This window comes from Flavobacterium terrisoli, assembly GCF_030167905.1.
Lineage (GTDB): Bacteria > Bacteroidota > Bacteroidia > Flavobacteriales > Flavobacteriaceae > Flavobacterium > Flavobacterium terrisoli.
This window is the reverse complement of the sequence record NZ_JARGNA010000001.1, coordinates 80,799-100,483: the sequence shown is the minus strand read 5'-3', so window position 1 is coordinate 100,483 and position 19,685 is coordinate 80,799. Positions and strand designations below refer to the sequence as shown.

The window sequence follows — 19,685 nt, the reverse complement described above, 5'->3', positions numbered from 1 at the left end:
AGTCGATTTAACCATGAATCGCGTAAAGTTAGTGTGTAATCTGTTGAATTTGTTACAATTCTATAGTTTTATAACGGTTCGCCTTGTTAATACTTATGAATTTTGGCTAAAAATACCAAAATGATAATAATTCATAGCTAAAATTTGTTTATTATGAAATTGTTATTACTTTTATTAAAATATTTGTAAAATAACAATAATTTAAATGAAATATTCAGCAATTCAGAATTACATCAATGGGCGGTTCGTCCCATCCTCAACAACACAAACTTTAAACGTTATTTCTCCCTTAGATGGGAGTTTTTTATCTACAGTCCCTTTGTCAAGTGCGAAAGATTTAGACGATGCAGTGAAAGCAGCACAGGCAGCCTTTCCAGCCTGGAGCAAAACACCTATTAAGGAACGAGTACAAGTGTTCTTCAGATACAAAGCGTTATTGGAAAAAAACCTAAAAGAACTCGCAGAATTGTGCAGCGAAGAAAACGGAAAAACTTATGGTGAATCTGTAGCCGAAATAGAAAAATGCATTGAGCTCACCGAGTTTGCCACTTCTTTACCACAATTAATTACAGGAGAATTACTGGAAGTAAGCAAAGGCGTAGAATGCAGAACAGAGCATGTGCCGTTGGGCGTTGTGGCTTCTATTGTACCATTTAATTTCCCTTCGATGGTACCCAATTGGACGATTCCGAATGCGATTGCATTAGGAAACTGTATGATCATCAAACCTTCAGAAAAAGTGCCGTTGAGCTGTGGTCGTTTGGCTGAATTGTTAAAAGAAGCCGGACTTCCGGATGGTGTTTTCAACGTCGTTCATGGTGATGTTGATATTGTAAATGCGATTTGTGACCATCCCAAAATTGAAGCGGTTTCGTTTGTGGGCTCGACCAAAGTAGCGAAGATTGTGTACCAAAGAGCCACCAATAATCTAAAAAGATGCTTAGCTCTAGGCGGAGCCAAAAACCACCTGATGGTGTTACCCGATGCGATTCCGGAAATGACCGCGCAAAACGTAGCGGCTTCCATGTCAGGTTGTGCCGGGCAACGTTGTATGGCCGCTTCGGCGATGATTGGTGTTGGAAATGTGGATGCAATTGTCGGCAAAATTTGTGATGAAGCACGCAAAATTGTTCCGGGTCAAAACCTTGGAGCAGTCATCAATAAAGAATCTCAAGACAGAATCGAAAGTTATATCACTCAAGCCGAAAAAGACGGCGCCAAAATATTAGTCGATGGTAGAAATACCAAAGTAGCCGGAAAGGAAAACGGAACGTATGTTGGGCCAACAGTAATCGACTTTGTAACACCGGAAATGAGTGTGGCGCGTGAAGAAATCTTCGGACCGGTAATCTCTATCATTAGAACCAATACGGTTGATGAAGCTTTAGCCATCGAAAACAAAAATCCATACGGAAATGCCGCGAGTGTCTTTACCCAAAATGGCGGTATGGCACGTTACATTATCGACAAAGCCAGCGCGGGAATGATTGGCGTAAACGTGGGTGTTCCGGTGCCGAGAGAACCGTTCAGTTTTGGCGGTTGGAACGAAAGTAAATTTGGCGTAGGCGATATTACCGGAAAAAGCTCAATTGAGTTTTGGACCAAATTGAAAAAGAGCACGATTAAATGGAATGCGGAAGCCGGTGTAAACTGGATGAGCTAAGAAGAAATTATTATAAATTATAAATTTTGAATTTTAAATTATTGGAAATTTTCAGGAGCTAATCCCGCTATCCGCAGTATCTTTTTTTTAGAAAAAAGGATACTTGCTACTATCGGGGCTAGGACATTCTAGATTAGTACAAACCCATTTAAAATTTATAATTCAACATTCAAAATAGAAAAAAATGGTTACAAAAGAACAAACCTTGAGCAAAGAACAAATCATCAGCGACAGCAAAGAATTTAGCTTGTTTTCCTGGTCAGCCCAAGCGAGTGTTAACCCAATCGCGATAGAAAGAGCCGAAGGCGTGTATTTATATGACTACGACGGTAACCGAATCATCGATTTTTCTTCGGGCTTAATGTCTGTCAATATCGGTCATGGTGACCAAAGAGTTACCGATGCAGTCGTAGAGCAAATGCAAAAAGTAAGTTTTGTAACGCCAAGTTGCACGACGGAAATCAGAGCGAAGTTGTCAAGAAAATTGGCCGAAATATGCCCGGGCGATTTGAACAAAGCATTCTATACTTTATGCGGAACGTCATCGATTGACAATGCCATTAAACTAGCAAGATTGTACACCGGAAGGCATAAAATTATTGGAAGATACCGAGCGTTTCACGGCGGTTCCATTGGCGGCATGACCGTTGGTGGCGATCCAAGAAAATTAGCGAATGATTCCCAACAAATGCCAAATGCGGTGCATCTTGATGATCCATATTATTTCTTTGGGATGAAAGATTTAGACGAAACGACCAAGTTGAATCTGAGTTTGGAATACGTAGAAAGAGTGATTCATCTCGAAGGCAAAACCAATATTGCAGCTTTTATTTTTGAAGGCGAAAGCGGTTCTTCGGGTTGTTTGCATTATCCTAAAGGTTACTTGAAAGGCGTAAAAGCACTATGTGAAAAATACGGAATCTTATTCGTAGCCGATGAGGTTATGAGTGGTTTTGGCCGCACCGGAAAATGGTTTGGTTTTGAAAACCACGACATCGTTCCCGATATGGTTTGTATGGCGAAAGGATTAACCGCGTCTTATTTGCCGTTAGGCTGTTTGATGGTTTCCGATAAAATTGCTGAGAAATTTCAGAACACACCGATGATGATTGGCTTGACCTATAATGGTCATCCGGTAGCATTGGCGGCGGCTTTAGCTGTAATCAATATTTATGAAAGCGACCGATTGATAGAAAATACCCAAAAAATGGGAGTCTATTTAGAATCCAGAGTGCAAGCGATGCGAAGCCAACATCCGAGTATGGGAGCTTTCCGCAACACAGGATTGTTAGGCTGTTTGGATGTGTTAAAAAACAAAGCGACAGGCGAATTGATTTCGCCTTATAATGGCGCCGGTGACGATTTAAAAGTGACCAATGCCATTGCGGGCAAAATACGTGAATTAGGCATGTACACGTTTGTTCGCTGGGGCTACATTTTTATAGCACCGCCATTATGTGTCACGGAAGCGCAAATCGATGAAGGTTTAGCGATTATCAGTGAAGCTTTAAAAATTTCAGACGCTGCCTTAGTATAAACAACCCGAGGCGTAGCCGAACTGTATGGCGCGCAGCGAAATAAAACTCTAAACCCAACATGTCCGAAAACCAAAATCATACAAACACGTCTTTGTATAGTGAAGACTTGGCGCCGGTTCCAGCTGAAAAAAGAAGCTGGACGACTTGGAATTATGCTGCGCTGTGGATCAGTATGAGTCTTTGTATTCCGACCTATATGCTGTCGAGTTCGCTGATTGAAGGTGGCATGAATTGGTGGCAGGCAATCTTGACCATATTTTTAGGAAACACCATTGTTTTAATCCCTATGATTTTAAATGGTCACGCGGGCGCTAAATATGGAATTCCATTTCCGGTATTTGCGAGAGCGAGCTTCGGGACGATAGGAGCCAACATTCCGGCGCTCCTCAGAGCCATTGTGGCTTGTGGGTGGTTCGGAATCCAAACCTGGATTGGTGGATTTGCGATTTATCAAATGGCGCGCTTGTGGATACCAAGTATTGAAACCTTACCACAAGTTTTCCCGGATTCCTGGGGATTGCAAACCGGACCGGCGATTTGTTTTTTGCTGTTTTGGTTACTCAATATGTATGTAGTGTATTTAGGAGTAGACAGCATAAGAAAATTATTGGTGTTCAAAGCCATCTTTTTACCGGTTGCCGCATTGGCTTTGCTGTTCTGGGCAATTAGTGCGGCAAATGGTTTGGGTCCAATTTTGGAAACCAAATCTAAATTCACCAATTCCGTTGATTTCTTCCATTTCTTCTTTCCGGCGCTGACCGGAATGGTGGGATTTTGGGCGACATTGTCTTTAAATATTCCCGATTTCACAAGATACGCAACATCCCAAAAAGCCCAAATCAAAGGACAGATTTACGGCTTACCAACATCGATGACGATGTTTGCATTCGTAGGGGTTGTAGTGACTTCGGCAACCACAATTGTTTTCGGAACGACCATTTGGGATCCAGTGATTTTAGCCGGAAAGTTTGATAGTAAATTGTTAGTTAGCATTGCGATGATTGCGGTGGCGATATCAACATTAGCAACCAATATTGCCGCGAATATAGTAAGTCCGGCGAATGATTTTGCCAATTTATCGCCTTCCAAAATCGACTTCAGAAAAGGTGGTTATATCACAGGAATTATCGGAATCATGATCTTTCCCTGGAAACTGATTGCCGATCCAACGGGTTATATTTTTACTTGGTTGGTAGGCTATTCGAGTTTACTCGGACCAGTTGGTGGCATCATGATAGTCGATTATTATTTCATCCGAAAACAGACTTTACAGGTTGATGAGTTGTATAAAACGGATGGGATTTATGCTTTTATAAAAGGATTTAATTTCTGTGCCATCATTGCCTTAGTCATTGGAATTCTACCCAATGTACCGGGATTTTTTACCACAATAAAAGTGTTTCCGGCAGACCTATTTCCATCTTGGTTATTAGGCTTGTACAATTATGCATGGTTTGTCGGCTTTATTTTGAGTGGTTTTGTGTATTGGTTATTAATGAGAAAATATCAAGATTAGATTATGAGTATTTTAATTAAAAACGGAAGAATTATAACAGCTACCGATGATTATGTGGCTGATATATATATTGAAGGCGAAACGGTTTCTGCTATCGGTAAAAACTTAAATGTTCAGGCCGATGAAGTAATTGATGCCTCAGGAAAGTTGGTAATGCCAGGCGGAATAGATCCACACGTGCATTTGGACATGCCGTTCATGGGAACGTATTCCAGCGACAATTACGAAACCGGAACTCGTGCGGCCTTATATGGCGGAACGACCACTGTGATAGATTTCATCCTGCAAACGCAAGGCAAAAGCCTGCAATCTGCCCTACAGGAATGGAAAGGCAGAAGTGATAACAATGCGGTGGGCGATTACAGTTTCCACATGGCGGTGACCGATTTCAATGACGAAACCAAAAAAGAAATTCAGCATTTTATTGAAGTCGAAGGCATCACGTCTTTCAAAACTTTCATGGCGTACAAAGGCGCGCTGATGATTGATGACCGTCAAATGATTGGCCTTCAGGAAGAAGTTAAAAAACACGGAGGATTGATTAATGTTCACGCAACCAACGGCGATATGATTGATTACCTAATCCAAAAACATAAAGAAGAAGGAAAAATGTCTCCACTTTATCATTATTTATCACAACCCGAGGTTACCGAAGCTGAAGCCAGCGAACGTTTTGTAGATATGATCAATTACACAGGCTGTCCGGGTTATATTGTTCACCTGACTTGCGAGGGAGCATTAAATGCCGTTCGAAATGCTACAAGAAGAAACCAAAATGTGTTTGTAGAAACCTGTATCCAGTATTTGTTGTTGGATGCCAGTTTGTATGAGCAAAATTTTGAAGGTGCCAAATGGGTAATGTCGCCTCCATTGCGTGAAAAGAAAGATCAGGAAACCCTTTGGGCCGGAATCAATCAGGGAATGGTGCAGGTCGTGGCAACCGACCATTGCCCGTTTATGTGGGAACAAAAATTAATGGGGAAAGATGATTTTTCCAAAATCCCGAATGGCCATCCCGCAATCGAAAACCGTATGGAATTACTCTTCAGCGAAGGCGTAAACAAAGGCAGAATCACCTTGAATAAATACGTCGAAGTAGCTTGTACCAATCCGGCAAAAATCTTCGGTATGTTCCCGAAAAAAGGAACCATAGCCGTAGGCAGCGATGCCGATATTATTCTGATTGACGCCAATGAAAAACACACGCTTTCCGCCAAAACGCATCATATGAATGTGGATTACAGCGGTTATGAAGGTTGGGAATTGAAAGGGAAAGTAAAAACCGTTCTGCTTCGCGGCACAGTGGTTATTGACAATAATGAATGTAAAGTACAAAAAGGCTACGGTCAGTTTGTAAAACGAAATAAAGTACAAGGAAAGATTTAAATTATTTTAAATTATAAATGTTGAATTTTAAATGAAAAGCCATAATTCAAAATTTATAATTTATAATTCAAAATAATAAAAAAGCTATGGCAAGAATAGTAAAATCGGGTTTAATCCAATTGAGTTTGGCCAAAACGGAAGGCGAAGGCACAATTCCCGAAATCATGGAAGCGATGCTGCAAAAGCATATTCCGTATATTGAAGAAGCGGGTCGTCAAGGTGTTCAGATTTTGTGTTTTCAGGAAATTTTCAACACGCCGTATTTCTGTCCGGGACAAGACAGCGCTTGGTATGCTTCGGCAGAAAGTGTTCCTGGTCCAACGACCGAAAGAATGCAAGTGTATGCCAAAAAGTATGACATGGTTATCATCGTTCCGGTGTATGAAAAAGACCAAGCCGGCGTGTTGTACAACACTGCTGCTGTCATTGATGCCGATGGGACTTATTTGGGCAAATACCGTAAAAATCACATTCCGCAAACGGGTGGTTTTTGGGAAAAATATTTCTTCAAACCGGGCAACTTAGGCTATCCTGTTTTTCAAACAAAATATGCGAAAGTCGGTGTTTACATTTGCTACGACCGTCATTTCCCTGATGGTGCCAGATGTCTTGGTTTGAACGGAGCTGAAATCGTGTACAATCCGTCTGCGACAACCGTTGGGCAATCCCAATATTTATGGAAACTCGAACAACCGGCGCATGCCGTAGCCAATGGCTATTTCATGGGTTGTATCAACCGTGTCGGAATTGAAAAACCATGGAACCTCGGACGTTTTTACGGAACGTCTTATTTCGTCAATCCGCTAGGCGAAATTTTCGCCTGTGCTTCCGAAGATAAAGATGAGTTGTTGGTAGCCGAATTCGATTTGGACTTAATCGAACAAATCCGTGGCAAATGGCAATTTTACAGAGACCGAAGACCTGAAACCTATGGCGAAATAACTGCGCCTTAATGAACCAAAAAGATATAATTAAGATAATTAACCCAACCAAAATATGAGCATAAAAAATAACCGATTAACTCCGGCCGAATACCAGGAAAATTTCACCGATATTCATCCGCCGTTTGAAACCAGAGATTCTGCTTTGGTGGAAGCCAACCGTTGCCTGTTCTGTTACGATCCGCCTTGTATGAAGTCGTGTCCAACGTCTATCAACGTCCCAAAATTCATTAGACAAATCACCACCGATAACCTCAAAGGTTCGGCACATACTATTTTTTCTTCCAATATTATGGGTGCCGGTTGCAGCAAAGTCTGTCCGGTAGAGAAATTGTGTGAAGGTGCTTGTGTCTATAATTTAATGCACGAAACACCAATCAATATTGCCAAACTCCAACGCTATTCAACCGAAAAAGCGATGGAAAACAACTGGCAATTATTCGAAAGAAAACCTTCGAAAGGTAAAAAAGTAGCCATCGTTGGCGCCGGTCCTGCGGGATTGAGTTGTGCACATACCTTGAGCCGCGAAGGAATAGATGTGACCATTTATGAAAAAGAAAGTAAAGGCGGCGGTTTGATGACCTACGGCATTGCAGCCTATAAAGTGACACCGGAGTTCTGCGAAGATGAGGTAAATTATATCACATCTATCGGTGGCATTGATATCAAATACAATCAGGAATTTGGCAAAGATGTTACGTTAGAATATTTGCAACAAAACTATGACGCCGTGTATATGGCGTTCGGAGTTGGAATGGCGCGTCAATTGGATATTGAAGGCGAACATTTGCAAGGCGTGGAAGATGCCATCAAATTCATTTACGAATTACGCGATAACGATTATTCCAAAATTGCCGTAGGCGATAAAGTAGCCGTAATCGGCATGGGAATGACAGCGATTGATGCGGCAACACAAGCCAAAAGATTAGGCGCTTCCGATGTGACTTTGGTGTACCGAAGAACGCAGGCTGAAATGCCGTGTACCGAAAAAGAATTGGACATCGCCAAATTGGATGGTTGTAAAGTAATCTGGTTAGCTGCTCCAAAAGAAATCAAAGGCGATAATGGCAAAGTATCTCAACTCATTTGCGATGTAATGAAACTCGGCGAACCTGATGCCAGTGGTAGAAGAAGTCCGGTAGTTTCCGGAGAAACGTTTACGTTGGATGTGGATATGGTGATTAAAGCAGCAGGGCAAATGCCTTTCCAATCTTTAGTCAATGACAATAATATCGAAAATAACAATGGCAAAATTTCAGTGAGCGGAAAATCAGCAGCTAAAATAGCCGGAGTTTTCGCCGGTGGCGATTGTGTCAACGGTGGGCGAGAAGTTGTCGATGCCGTTCAGGCCGGAAAAGACGGAGCAGCCGCTATTTTAAAATACATCATCAGTCCGGATTACATCATCGAATCCGAATTAAAACCAACCTTCAATAATTAAGATTATGGCAGATATATCAACCGATTTTTTAGGCATAAAATCACCGAATCCATTCTGGCTTGCCAGTGCGCCGCCAACCGATAAATTAATCAACGTTGTCCGTGCTTTTGAAGCCGGCTGGGGCGGTGTCGTTTGGAAAACTCTAGGTTCACAGGTAAAGAATGTTTCCTCCCGTTATTCCTCTGTGGAATATGGAAGAAAGCGCATCATGGGATTCAACAACATCGAATTAATCAGTGACCGACCTTTGGATATCAACCTAAAAGAAATCACCCAAGTTGTAAAAATGTTCCCGGATAGAGCGATGATTGTTTCGCTGATGGCGGACAATGACCGCAAATCTTGGCACGAGCTCATCATGAAATGTGAAGATGCCGGAGCGATGGGATTTGAACTCAACTTTGGCTGCCCACACGGAATGACTGAAAGAGGCATGGGAGCCGCCGTCGGACAAGATCCTGAAATTGCCAAAATGGTAGTCGAATGGGTTATGGAAAAAGCAACGATTCCCGTAATTACCAAGCTTACGCCCAATGTGCATTCTGTTGTTCCAACAGGAAGAGCTGCAGTAGAAGGTGGAACGAGTGCGTTGAGTTTAATCAACACGATTCAAAGTGTCACCGGAATTGATTTGGATACTTTGGTGCCGAATCCATATGTAGCCGGGAAAAGTGTTTTTGGAGGGTATTGCGGTCCGGCCGTGAAACCGATTGCGTTAAAAATGCTGACTACAATTGCCCAAGATGAGGTAACCAATAAAGTGCCAATCTCCGGAATTGGTGGTGTGAGTACCTGGAAAGATGCAGTCGAATTCATGTTGTTAGGAGCAACTTCTGTACAAGTTTGTACCGCTGCGATGACGCACGGTTTCCGAATTGTGGAAGACATGTGCGAAGGTTTAAACAACTGGATGGATGAAAAAGGCTATCAGAAAACGACTGATTTCATTGGTAAATCAGTAGAGAAAATAACGCATTGGGAAGATTTGGATATCAATTACCATCATATCGCCAAAATCGATCAGGACAAATGCATCCACTGTGGTTTGTGTTACATCGCCTGCGAAGACACATCGCACCAATCCATCAACATCGAAAGAGGTGTTCCTTACAACAATTACACTGTCAAAGAAGAAGAATGTGTAGGCTGTAATTTGTGCAAATTGGTTTGCCCGGTTGACGAATGTATCACGATGGAAGTCCACCGCGTGGCACCGGAATACGTGAACTGGAAAGACTGGCAAAGAGAAGGCAGACCGTTAAACGACCACTAAAAAATTATTTTAAATTTTAAATGTTGAATTTTAAATTGGGTTTTAATTCCGATGCTATTTTTCATTTATAATTTATAATTTATAATTCAAAATAGATGAAAATAAATTCTTCTCGACTTCAAAGCCATTTTGAAGCCATGTCTGAAATAGGCAAAATCGGTGAAACCGGAACCTGTCGTCCTGCGCATACCGAGTTGGAAAAACAAGGTTTTGAAATCGCCGGTTCCTGGATATTTGAGATTAAGAGGAGGACTGCCAGTGGCAGTCAGGTATACGAACTTTAGTTCGTCAATAAATAAAACTAAAGAACTATAATAAAATGAATATAAACAGAACTCGACTTCAAAGCCATTTTGAAGCCATGTCTGAAATAGGCAAAATCGGTGAAACCGGAACCTGTCGTCCTGCGCATACCGAGTTGGAAAAACAAGGTTTTGAAATCGCCGGTTCCTGGATGAAGGAAGCCGGCATGTCGGTTCGCATCGATAACTTCGGAAACCTTATCGGAAGGCTCGAAGGCAAAAATCCCGATCTACCCGTTTTGATGATGGGTTCGCATCTCGATTCGCAACCGTATGGCGGACGTTTTGACGGCGTAGCAGGCGTGTTGTGTGCGATTGAAGTTGTTAAAACTTTACACGATAATGGCATCGTTCCCGAACGAAGTATAGAAGTCATTTCGTTTGCCGATGAAGAAGGCTGGCGTTTTAACAAAGGCTTATTTGGTTCACGCGGCATTCTGGGAAAACTGGAAGAAGGCGAGTTGGAACGCGCCGATAAGGACGGAATTACTCGCGGACAAGCCTTAAAGGATTTTGGGTGTGATATTACCAAATTCAAGGAATCCGAATACAAACCCGGAAGCATTTTTTGCTTTTTGGAACTCCATATCGAACAAGGCCCGATTTTAGATTTGGCACACAAACCTATCGGAGTGGTTTCCGGAATTTCGGGACCATTGTGGTGGACAGTCAAACTCAAAGGAATGGCCGGACACACCGGTTCCGTACCAATGCCGATTCGTAAAGATGCGTTAGTTGGCGCAGCCGAAATTATTGTAGCGGTCAATGAAATTGCGACGCAGGTTCCTGGAAATCCAACTGTGGGAACCGTTGGAACGCTGCAAATTTTTCCGGCATCCAGAAATATTATTCCGGAAGAAGTCACGTTTACCGTTGATTTGCGCGACATCGATTTGGAACGAAGAAACCGTTACGAGAAACAGCTTCGCGATAGAATTGAATCAATTTGTGCCAAACATAAACTGACTTACGAAATCTCCGAAGACACCAAAAGTGATCCAAGATATTGTGCCGACTGGATTAAGGAAATCATTCACAACGAATGTCAAAAACTACAATTGGATGAAATCGAACTGATGAGCGGACCTTTCCATGATGCATTGGCGTTGTCTTATGCCTGTGATTACGGAATGATATTCGTGCGCTGCAAAGACGGCATCAGCCACAATCCGCTGGAATATGCTTCGTATGAAGATTTGGCGATTGGTGCCAATGTATTATTAGGAACCGTTATACAAGTACTCAAAAAATAACCCGAGGCTTAGCCGAATTGTATGTATCGTAGCGGAATAACACCCAACGATTATTATAAGCCATTCAAAAGGAAATTGCCATCAGAGAAATTTGATGGCTTTTTTTATTGTCTTTTAATAAATACTATCTTTACTCTTCAATTTGCCATCATGCCCAACCAAGACATTAAAATTCTTCATATCGACAGCAATCATCCATTGTTGTGGGAACAATTGGAACAAGCCGGTTTTCAGAATGAAGCCGATTTTACTTCTTCTAAAACCGAAATCGAAGCCAAAATTCAAAACTATCATGGCGTTGTTATCCGCAGTCGATTTAAAATAGACAGAGAATTTATAGATAAAGCAATTAATCTCAAATTCATTGCCCGTGTTGGCGCCGGATTGGAAAGTATCGATTGTGAGTATGCAGCAGCAAAAGGCATTCACCTCATTGCGGCTCCGGAAGGCAACCGAAATGCCGTTGGCGAACATACCTTGGGTATGCTTTTATCTTTACTTAACAAACTGAACCGAGCCGACAGATTGGTGCGTCAGGGACATTGGGTTCGTGAAGGCAATCGTGGTCATGAATTGGATGGCAAAACGGTCGGTCTCATTGGTTATGGGAATATGGGAAAATCATTTGCCAAAAAACTGAAAGGCTTTGACGTGGAAGTTTTGTGTTATGATATTTTGGATAATGTTGGTGATGCCAATGCCAAACAGGTTTCGCTTTCAGAATTGCAGGCCAAAGCCGATGTATTAAGCCTGCACATTCCTTCAACTCCTGAAACGGATAAGATGTTAAACACGCAATTCATCAATGCTTTTGCCAAACCGTTTTGGTTTATCAATACATCACGTGGTAATAATGTTGTCACGGCTGATTTGGTTGAAGCCTTGAAATCGGGGAAAGTTTTAGGCGCCGGATTGGACGTGCTGGAATATGAGAAATTATCTTTTGAGAATCTTTTTATCGATACTGAAAAACCAAAAGCTTTTGAGTATTTATTGGAAGCCGAAAATGTTTTATTAACGCCACATATCGCCGGCTGGACATTTGAAAGTCATCAAAAACTGGCGCAGACCATAGTCGATAAAATCATAGGACTTAACCATAATTTTATCTGAAGGCCAAAATAAAAATAATAAGTTTTTTCTTAAAAAAATATTTAAAACAGGTTATTTAACAGGATATTACAGCCTTTGGTCTATACAATTGTGTTGTTTATCGATTTGTGAAATTAATTCTTTTAGATTCTTGTACATTTCCTGAAATTTGTAAAATAAATCAAAAATTATTCTCTCTACTTGCTCATTTATAAATGTTTAGGATTTTTATAAATTAAAAAAATAAGAAAAAAATCATTATTCTTTATTTACTGCATTTCGCCCCACAAAAATCAAACATAAACTTCAATATTATGAAAAGAAGATTACTCTTTACTGCTTTGCTGCTGGTGTTTTTCAGCACAGTAAATTTAAATGCTCAAGTTGCAACTGTTTTTAATGATAATTTTACCACTTCAGCAGGAACAACTTTTACTACTGCAAATGGACCTATAGGAACAAGTCCGACTTGGAATTTGTCCCGAAGCGGGGTTGATTATGGAGCCGGAATTAATTCTGGGTTATTAATCTTGGGCAACGATGCCTCATCAGCGGGAAATTTGGCCGGATGGGTTATGGGTTATACTAACACTGCTGGTTTTTTAACACCTTACAGCACAACTTTAAATTCGAATCCTGGCGATGTTACCTGGACATTTAATATGCGTCAGCCACAAGCTAATCCGAGTGGTTTTGCCAGTGGGAATTATGGTGTTGCTTTTATCCTTGCCGGAACTTCAGGAACCACAAACAGTTCAGGAACTGGTTATGCAGTGACTTTAGGGAATTCGGGAAAAACGGATCCTTTGAGATTGGTTAGTTATTCTTCCGGACTTCAAACCTCGACGACAATTGTTACCTCTAATACTTCAGGGCTTACTGATTTTGGGAATCCTTATATCAGTGTAAAGGTTATTTACACACCATCTACCAATACTTGGAAACTTTATGTGAGAAATGATGGTACGGCCTTTTTGGATCCCAATTCAGGAAGTTTGACATTGCAGGGAAGCCCAACGGTGAACAGTACCTACACAGGAACCGCTTTGCCAATTATGGGTGGGTTTTGGAATGCTAGCACAAAGTTTAACCAATCGGCGCTATTTGACAATGTTAAAATAACCGTAGTGGTGCCTAGCATCACCTCATTAGCACCACCCTCAAAAGTAGCTGGTACCGGAGCTTTTACACTCACGGTTAATGGAAACAATTTTGTAAACGGAACCAGTGTGGTTAAATGGAATGGGAGTAACAGAAGTACAACCTTTGTTTCGACAACTCAACTCACAGCATCCATACTGGCAACAGATATTACTACGGCAGGAACAGCAGCTATTACTGTAGCTAATGGAACAGCGGTATCGAATGCACAAAACTTTACCATCGACCCGGCAGGAGTTCCTAATATTGCCCTTTCTACCAGTGGTTTAAACACAATGACGACCATAACAGGAACCGCTTCTTCTGCTCAAACGTATACCGTAAGCGGGACCAATTTAACGGCTAATATCGGTATAACAGCGCCTGCGAATTTTGAAATTTCAACCAATGGGACAACTTATTTTGCGTCATTGTCCTTGACACAAACGGCGGGAAGTGTAAGTAACACAACTATTTATGCCCGAGTTAAAGCTTCGGCACCATCGGGGATTTATGCTGCCACAATTGATCATACAACAACTGGAGGTGCCACAAAAACAATCTCTGTAGCTGCCACAGTTATTGCTGCAAAACCAACGATTCAAGCCACTGCAGTTAATTTCACATCAGTAACATCGACTACTTTTACTGTTAACTGGACCAATGGAAACGGGGCAAACCATATCGTTTTAATTAAAAACGGAAGTGCTGTTAATTCAAATCCTGTTGATGGTGTAACTTATACTGCGGTTAATTCTTTTGGCGCAGGTTCCGAAATCGGTACGGGAAATTATGTTATCTATGCCGGAACTGCCAATACGATCAACCTCTCCGGATTACAGCCAAATACGACCTACCACGTAGCGGTTTATGATTACAATGGTTCTGCCGGTACGGAAAGTTATTTAACCACCACACCCGCAACCGGAAACAGAACGACACTTAACGCGCCAGTTGGATGGCAAATTTATACAGCCAATACAGCCAATACCATTAATTTCGATACCACCATCGATGGAGTAAACGAAGGTATCTATCAGGCGGCAGGGTTGTCACCATCTTTAACAAATGGGGAATTAAATTCCAATGCCTGGGCTATGACTGGTTTTACTGATGGCGCAATTGCTTTTGGCGGAACAAGTACAGACGGACAGGATTATGATAGAGGAACAGCTACAGGATCTGTTTCGGTTGGTGGGGTTTATGCTTTTGAGACAACAACCAATAATTTTTCATTAGGAATAAAACCAGCGACCGGAGATTTTGCTCCGGGTACTGTAACACTGCGTTTTCAAAATCAGACCGGAGCCGCGGTGACTTCAATAAGTATCGGCTATAAAGTTTATATTTATAATGACCAGGCAGCTTCAAGCAGTTTTAATTTTAGTCATTCAGCAGACAATTCGACTTATACAGGAGTAGCAGGGCTTAATGTAGTTTCTCCGGCAGCAGCCGATGCTTCACCCGGATGGAAAGCCTATTACAGAGTTGTAACACTAACAGGATTGAGTATAGCCAACAACAATTATTATTATTTCAGATGGTCGGGAGCAACAGTTTCTGGAAGTGTTGATTTTGATCAGTTTGGATTGGACGATATTGTTATGGTGGCCAACCCGTCTACGAACTATGCTTCTTTTAATGGCAATGCAGAAAACTTTGTAGTTTTAGGAAATGCGACTTTGTCAGGCAGCACAACAGTTGCCGGTGATATTACATTTAACGGAGGTAAGGTTGATCTCAATGGAAATACTTTAACCCTAAATGGAATAGTAACTAATACAACAACAGGAGGATTAAAGGGAAGTGCTTCAAGTAACCTGATTATTAGTGGAGCGGTAAGTCCGTCTTTGAGTTTTGACCAGACTACTTTAGGAACAACTAATTTATTGAATAATTTAAGCATCAATACTACAGCATCCAATACTGTAACTGTTTTGAACCCTGTTGTGGTTAACGGAACTTTGACTACTGTTTTAGGGCAAACTCTTAATCTGGGAACCAATGCTTTAACAGGTACGTTAAGCGGAATCGCAAATAACGGAACGATATCGACTCAAAACACATCATCTTTACCGATTCCTTCAGGGAAAACCTGGAGTGGTTCAGGAACGATAAACTATAATGCGACTTCAGCGGCCCAAACTATAGTAGTAGGAACTTACCAAAATTTAACTTCATCATCTACTGGTGGCGCTACCGCAGCAGGAAATTTAACAGTGAATGATGTTCTCCATTTGCCAACAGCCAATCCATCTTCAACTTTAGGAAGTCTTTCGATGGCAACTTTTACATTAACCATGGGAGCAAATGCAACCAATACAGGAATAGGTGATGTTACAGGAATTGTAACAAGAAATAGCATCGTTGCAAATACGCTCTATACATTTGGGAATACTTATACCTCGATAATATTTCCAAATATCGGAACATTGCCAACATCCATGAGTTTGAAAATTGCCATAGGAGCAGCACCAAGCTGGAGAACAGGAGCCATCAATCGAACGTATGATTTTATACAAACCGGAGGTTCAGGAACCAAAGCAGTGATTAAGGCGCATTATTTAGATACTGAACTCAATGGCAATGCTGAAATTAAATTAGTGGACTGGGCTTATATCGTTGCTTCTTCTACTGTTTTAGAACAAGGAAGATCCAATTATAATACAACTGAAAATTGGGTTGAATTGACCAATGTGAATGTTGGATTGTATTTTACTGGAACTTTTAACCAGGTGCTTTTAACATTGGATGAATCAGCGGCGGGATCATTAACATGGAACGGCTCTGTAAGTGATTCTTGGACAACAGCGGCCAATTGGACACCAAATGCCACGCCATCAGATTTTACGATTGTTTATATTCCGGATGCGGCTACAACACCAAATGATCCTACTTTGAATCCGGCAGTATTGTTAGGTTCTTTAAATATTGATGCAGGAGGAATTTTGAATGCGCCGGCTAATTCGCAGTTTACAGTTAACAATGGTGCCGGAGCTTGGATTAATAATGGAACATATAATCCCGGAACCGGAACAAGTGCGGTTATTTTTACCAATGCCGATGCCACAATGGCCGGAAGTACTAATTTCAATAATATCACCATCAATTCCGGAGCCAGTTTGCGACCTTTAACGGATAACATTATGCAGATTGCGGGAACGTTCACCCGTAATGGAAGCTTTACTTCTGGCTCAATTGAAAATACGGTGATTTACACGGGTACCAATCAAACAATTGTTACTCCAAATGGAGGCTTACAGGCCTATCACAACCTGATTATAAACGGAACCGGGGCAGTTTTCCCAACTTCCTTAAACATAGCCGGAAATCTTACACTCAATCAGTCGGTTGATTTTACAGGGAAGACAATAGCAATGTTGGGCTCAGAACCTCAAATTATTGCCGGGACTTCCACACCAACTTTCAATAATTTAACCGTTAATAATTTGGATTCCGGTGTTTCACTCGGGACCAATACCTTTGTTAATGGTACCCTTACCTTAACTGCAGGGAATCTAGATTTAGGGAATTATAACCTGACTTTAGCAGCAGCAGTTTCAGGAGCATTTTCGGCAACCAATATGATAGTTGCCAGTGGTTCTGGAGAAGTAAGAAGAACTTTCACTAATACCGGTTCTTATACTTTTCCGATTGGGGATAACACTGTTACGGCAGAGTATTCACCGATAACGGTTTCAGTAACGGCAGGCTCCTTTTCGAGTGCTTATGTAGGTGTTTCAGTAGTTGATGCCATTCATCCTAATAACTCAAGTACAACCAACCATTTGACACGTTATTGGAAAGTAAGCGAGTCAGGAATTACAGGTGCCATGGCTAATATTTCGGCTACATATAGTGCATCAGATATTACAGGTATGGAAGGCGATATTAGTAGTGCACAATTGAATGGAACTTTTAACCAGGCTTCCAATCCCTGGATAAAATATACCGCATTGTCAGGCAATACACTTTTGGCCACCGGAGCTACACTAACAAGTGGTCAGACTTCTGCTTTTACAGGAATCAAAGGCGGCAATTTCACCGCAATGATTTCCGGTTACGGTACCTTCTGTTTGAATGATGTGGTTACACTTACGGCTACTCCAACAGGTGGAGATGCACCTTATACTTATTTGTGGTCAAGCGGATTGGGAACGGATGAAACTGCTGTTCCTTCAACTACGGCTTCAGGAACTTTGAATTATGTGATTACTATCAAAGACAATAATGGAATTACTGCTACTGATAATGCAAATGTTGAGGTTTCCCCGGCGTCTGTTGGCGGAACAACGTCTGGTGGTTCGTCAATTTGTGCAGGTTCAACCAGTGGACTTTTAACTTTATCGGGATATACGGGTAATGTAATACGTTGGGAATCTTCTGTAAGTCCATTTTCTGTTTGGACACCTATTTCAAATACTTCTGCTAGTTATACCTCGGGAGCATTAACCCAAACAACCAGATTCAGAGCCGTTGTTCAAAGCGGTCTGTGTACGGAAGCCAACTCAGGAGATACTAGTGTTACTATAAGTTCCACAACCTGGAGCGGTGGAATATGGACTAATGGAGCACCAAATGCCACAACCAGTGCAGTAATTTCAGATGCATATACTTCCGGCGGAAATAATATTAATGCCTGTTCGTTAACTATCAACAACAATGCTGTGGTCCAGATTTCATCAGGTGATACGGTTACGTTAAGTGGTGCTTTGGTTACTGAAACAGGAAGTGTGGTTACCTTTAATAATAATGCAAATTTGATTCAGGGCGGAACAACAAATGCCAATTCGGGGTCAATCTTTGTCAGACGTAACAGTTCTGCCTTGATGAGATTAGACTATACTTTATGGTCTAGCCCTGTTTTAGGAAGCCAGACACTTTTAGATTTTTCTCCTGAAACATTAACGAATCGTTTCTATACCTATAATACCAGTACCAATTTCTATGATGCCATAACGCCTTCGGTTACATTTGTTACAGCGAAAGGATATTTGATAAGAATGCCGAATACACATCCGACTACACCTACTGTCTGGAACGGACAATTTTCGGGAGTGCCAAATAATGGAAATTACAATTATACAATGACTGACATTGCATCCGGACAGCGATTCAATTTGGTTGGAAATCCATATCCGTCACCGATTAATGCCAATGCTTTTGTTTCGGCCAACAGTGCCAATATTACCGGAGCTTTGTATTTTTGGAGAAAGACCAACAATGTTTTGAGTCCATCCTATTGTACCTGGACTACTATCGGATTTACCAGTAATGGTGAAGCACAGGTTTTTGACCCTAATGGTGTCATTCAGACCGGACAGGGATTTTTTGTAGAAGCCTCTGGCAACGGAACTGCGCTCAACTTTAATAATTCAATGCGTGTTGATAATCATGCCAATCAGTTCTTCAGAAATTCAAATACTACTTCTGATATTGCAGAGCAAAGTAAGATTTGGTTAAATGCCTTCAATAGTACGGGTTCATTCTCACAAACCTTGTTAGGATATGTTGCCAATGCTACTCTGGGATATGATGTGTCAATTGACGGTAAATACATCAACGATGGCGATATAGCTTTGACGTCAATTATTGGTGCCGAAAAATATGCCATACAAGGAAGAGCATTGCCTTTTGATATTAATGATGTTGTTCCAATGAATTTTAAGGCCACCAATGCCGGAAATTATACCATTGCGATTGATCATGTTGACGGATTGTTTTTAGGGGAACAAAGCATTTACTTAAGGGATAATACTACCGGAATCATTCAGGATTTAAAAACAGGAAGCTATACTTTCACTTCCGCAGCGGGTACATTTGACTCCCGATTTGACATTCTTTACCAAATCCCTTTGAGTGTTGGTTTGCCAACTTTCAATGAAAATCAGGTGGTTGTTTATGAAAATCCTGCTGAGGAATTGGTTGTCAATACCGGCAGTATCGTAATGGATTCGGTTAAAGTATTTGACATCAGAGGCAGATTATTGCAAGAGCAAAAAAATGTCAATGCGGCCCAAACGGTGATTAATGTCAGTTTGGCGAATCAGGTATTGTTAGTCCAAATTACTTCACAAGACGGAATTTCAGTCACCAAAAAAGTAATCCGATAATTATCAAGCATTAATTTAATTACTAGC

11 protein-coding genes are annotated in these 19,685 nt (G+C 41.3%); all 11 read left to right on the top strand.

Features of this window, described 5'->3' with window-relative positions:
• Positions 1-205 precede the first annotated feature (205 nt).
• The 11 genes from P1K33_RS00405 (at position 206) to P1K33_RS00355 (ending at position 19,658) form a co-directional block, all read left to right on the top strand.
• Entirely contained in the window at positions 206-1,663 is a 1,458-nt protein-coding gene (locus P1K33_RS00405) for a CoA-acylating methylmalonate-semialdehyde dehydrogenase (RefSeq protein WP_284650866.1), read from the top strand.
• A 184-nt stretch (positions 1,664-1,847) separates the two neighbouring features.
• On the top strand, positions 1,848-3,200 hold the full coding sequence (locus P1K33_RS00400) for an aminotransferase class III-fold pyridoxal phosphate-dependent enzyme (protein WP_284650865.1): 1,353 nt from the start codon (positions 1,848-1,850) through the stop codon (positions 3,198-3,200).
• Between the two features lie 59 nt (positions 3,201-3,259).
• On the top strand, positions 3,260-4,717 hold the full coding sequence (locus P1K33_RS00395; protein WP_284650864.1) for an NCS1 family nucleobase:cation symporter-1: 1,458 nt from the start codon (positions 3,260-3,262) through the stop codon (positions 4,715-4,717).
• 3 nt (positions 4,718-4,720) lie between these two features.
• Positions 4,721-6,103, top strand: a complete 1,383-nt coding sequence (hydA, locus tag P1K33_RS00390; RefSeq protein WP_284650863.1) for a dihydropyrimidinase — start codon at positions 4,721-4,723, stop codon at positions 6,101-6,103.
• Positions 6,104-6,189: 86 nt separating this feature from the next.
• Complete coding sequence (locus P1K33_RS00385; RefSeq protein ID WP_284650862.1) at positions 6,190-7,056, top strand: nitrilase-related carbon-nitrogen hydrolase; 867 nt, start codon at positions 6,190-6,192, stop codon at positions 7,054-7,056.
• 43 nt (positions 7,057-7,099) lie between these two features.
• A complete protein-coding gene (locus tag P1K33_RS00380) occupies positions 7,100-8,485 on the top strand; it encodes an NAD(P)-dependent oxidoreductase (RefSeq protein WP_284650861.1) in 1,386 nt (461 codons plus the stop codon).
• Between the two features lie 4 nt (positions 8,486-8,489).
• Complete coding sequence (gene preA / locus P1K33_RS00375; RefSeq protein WP_284650860.1) at positions 8,490-9,758, top strand: NAD-dependent dihydropyrimidine dehydrogenase subunit PreA; 1,269 nt, start codon at positions 8,490-8,492, stop codon at positions 9,756-9,758.
• A 95-nt stretch (positions 9,759-9,853) separates the two neighbouring features.
• Positions 9,854-10,042 (top strand): hypothetical protein, encoded by a 189-nt coding sequence (locus P1K33_RS00370; protein WP_284650859.1) that lies wholly within the window; start codon positions 9,854-9,856, stop codon positions 10,040-10,042.
• 35 nt (positions 10,043-10,077) lie between these two features.
• Complete coding sequence (locus tag P1K33_RS00365; RefSeq protein ID WP_284650858.1) at positions 10,078-11,313, top strand: M20 family metallo-hydrolase; 1,236 nt, start codon at positions 10,078-10,080, stop codon at positions 11,311-11,313.
• Between the two features lie 150 nt (positions 11,314-11,463).
• Positions 11,464-12,426 carry a 2-hydroxyacid dehydrogenase gene (locus P1K33_RS00360; protein WP_284650857.1) on the top strand — a complete coding sequence of 321 codons (963 nt, stop codon included), beginning with the start codon at positions 11,464-11,466 and terminating at the stop codon, positions 12,424-12,426.
• 293 nt (positions 12,427-12,719) lie between these two features.
• On the top strand, positions 12,720-19,658 hold the full coding sequence (locus P1K33_RS00355) for a RemA C-terminal-like gliding motility protein (RefSeq protein WP_284650856.1): 6,939 nt from the start codon (positions 12,720-12,722) through the stop codon (positions 19,656-19,658).
• Positions 19,659-19,685 lie beyond the last annotated feature (27 nt).

Excerpts from the sequence above, each read along its gene's own strand:
- P1K33_RS00405 (WP_284650866.1), top strand. The coding sequence starts at position 206 with ATGAAATATTCAGCAATTCAGAATTACATCAATGGGCGGTTCGTCCCA.
- P1K33_RS00400 (WP_284650865.1), top strand. The coding sequence starts at position 1,848 with ATGGTTACAAAAGAACAAACCTTGAGCAAAGAACAAATCATCAGCGAC.
- P1K33_RS00395 (WP_284650864.1), top strand. The coding sequence starts at position 3,260 with ATGTCCGAAAACCAAAATCATACAAACACGTCTTTGTATAGTGAAGAC.
- hydA (WP_284650863.1), top strand. The coding sequence starts at position 4,721 with ATGAGTATTTTAATTAAAAACGGAAGAATTATAACAGCTACCGATGAT.
- P1K33_RS00385 (WP_284650862.1), top strand. The coding sequence starts at position 6,190 with ATGGCAAGAATAGTAAAATCGGGTTTAATCCAATTGAGTTTGGCCAAA.
- P1K33_RS00380 (WP_284650861.1), top strand. The coding sequence starts at position 7,100 with ATGAGCATAAAAAATAACCGATTAACTCCGGCCGAATACCAGGAAAAT.
- preA (WP_284650860.1), top strand. The coding sequence starts at position 8,490 with ATGGCAGATATATCAACCGATTTTTTAGGCATAAAATCACCGAATCCA.
- P1K33_RS00370 (WP_284650859.1), top strand. The coding sequence starts at position 9,854 with ATGAAAATAAATTCTTCTCGACTTCAAAGCCATTTTGAAGCCATGTCT.
- P1K33_RS00365 (WP_284650858.1), top strand. The coding sequence starts at position 10,078 with ATGAATATAAACAGAACTCGACTTCAAAGCCATTTTGAAGCCATGTCT.
- P1K33_RS00360 (WP_284650857.1), top strand. The coding sequence starts at position 11,464 with ATGCCCAACCAAGACATTAAAATTCTTCATATCGACAGCAATCATCCA.
- P1K33_RS00355 (WP_284650856.1), top strand. The coding sequence starts at position 12,720 with ATGAAAAGAAGATTACTCTTTACTGCTTTGCTGCTGGTGTTTTTCAGC.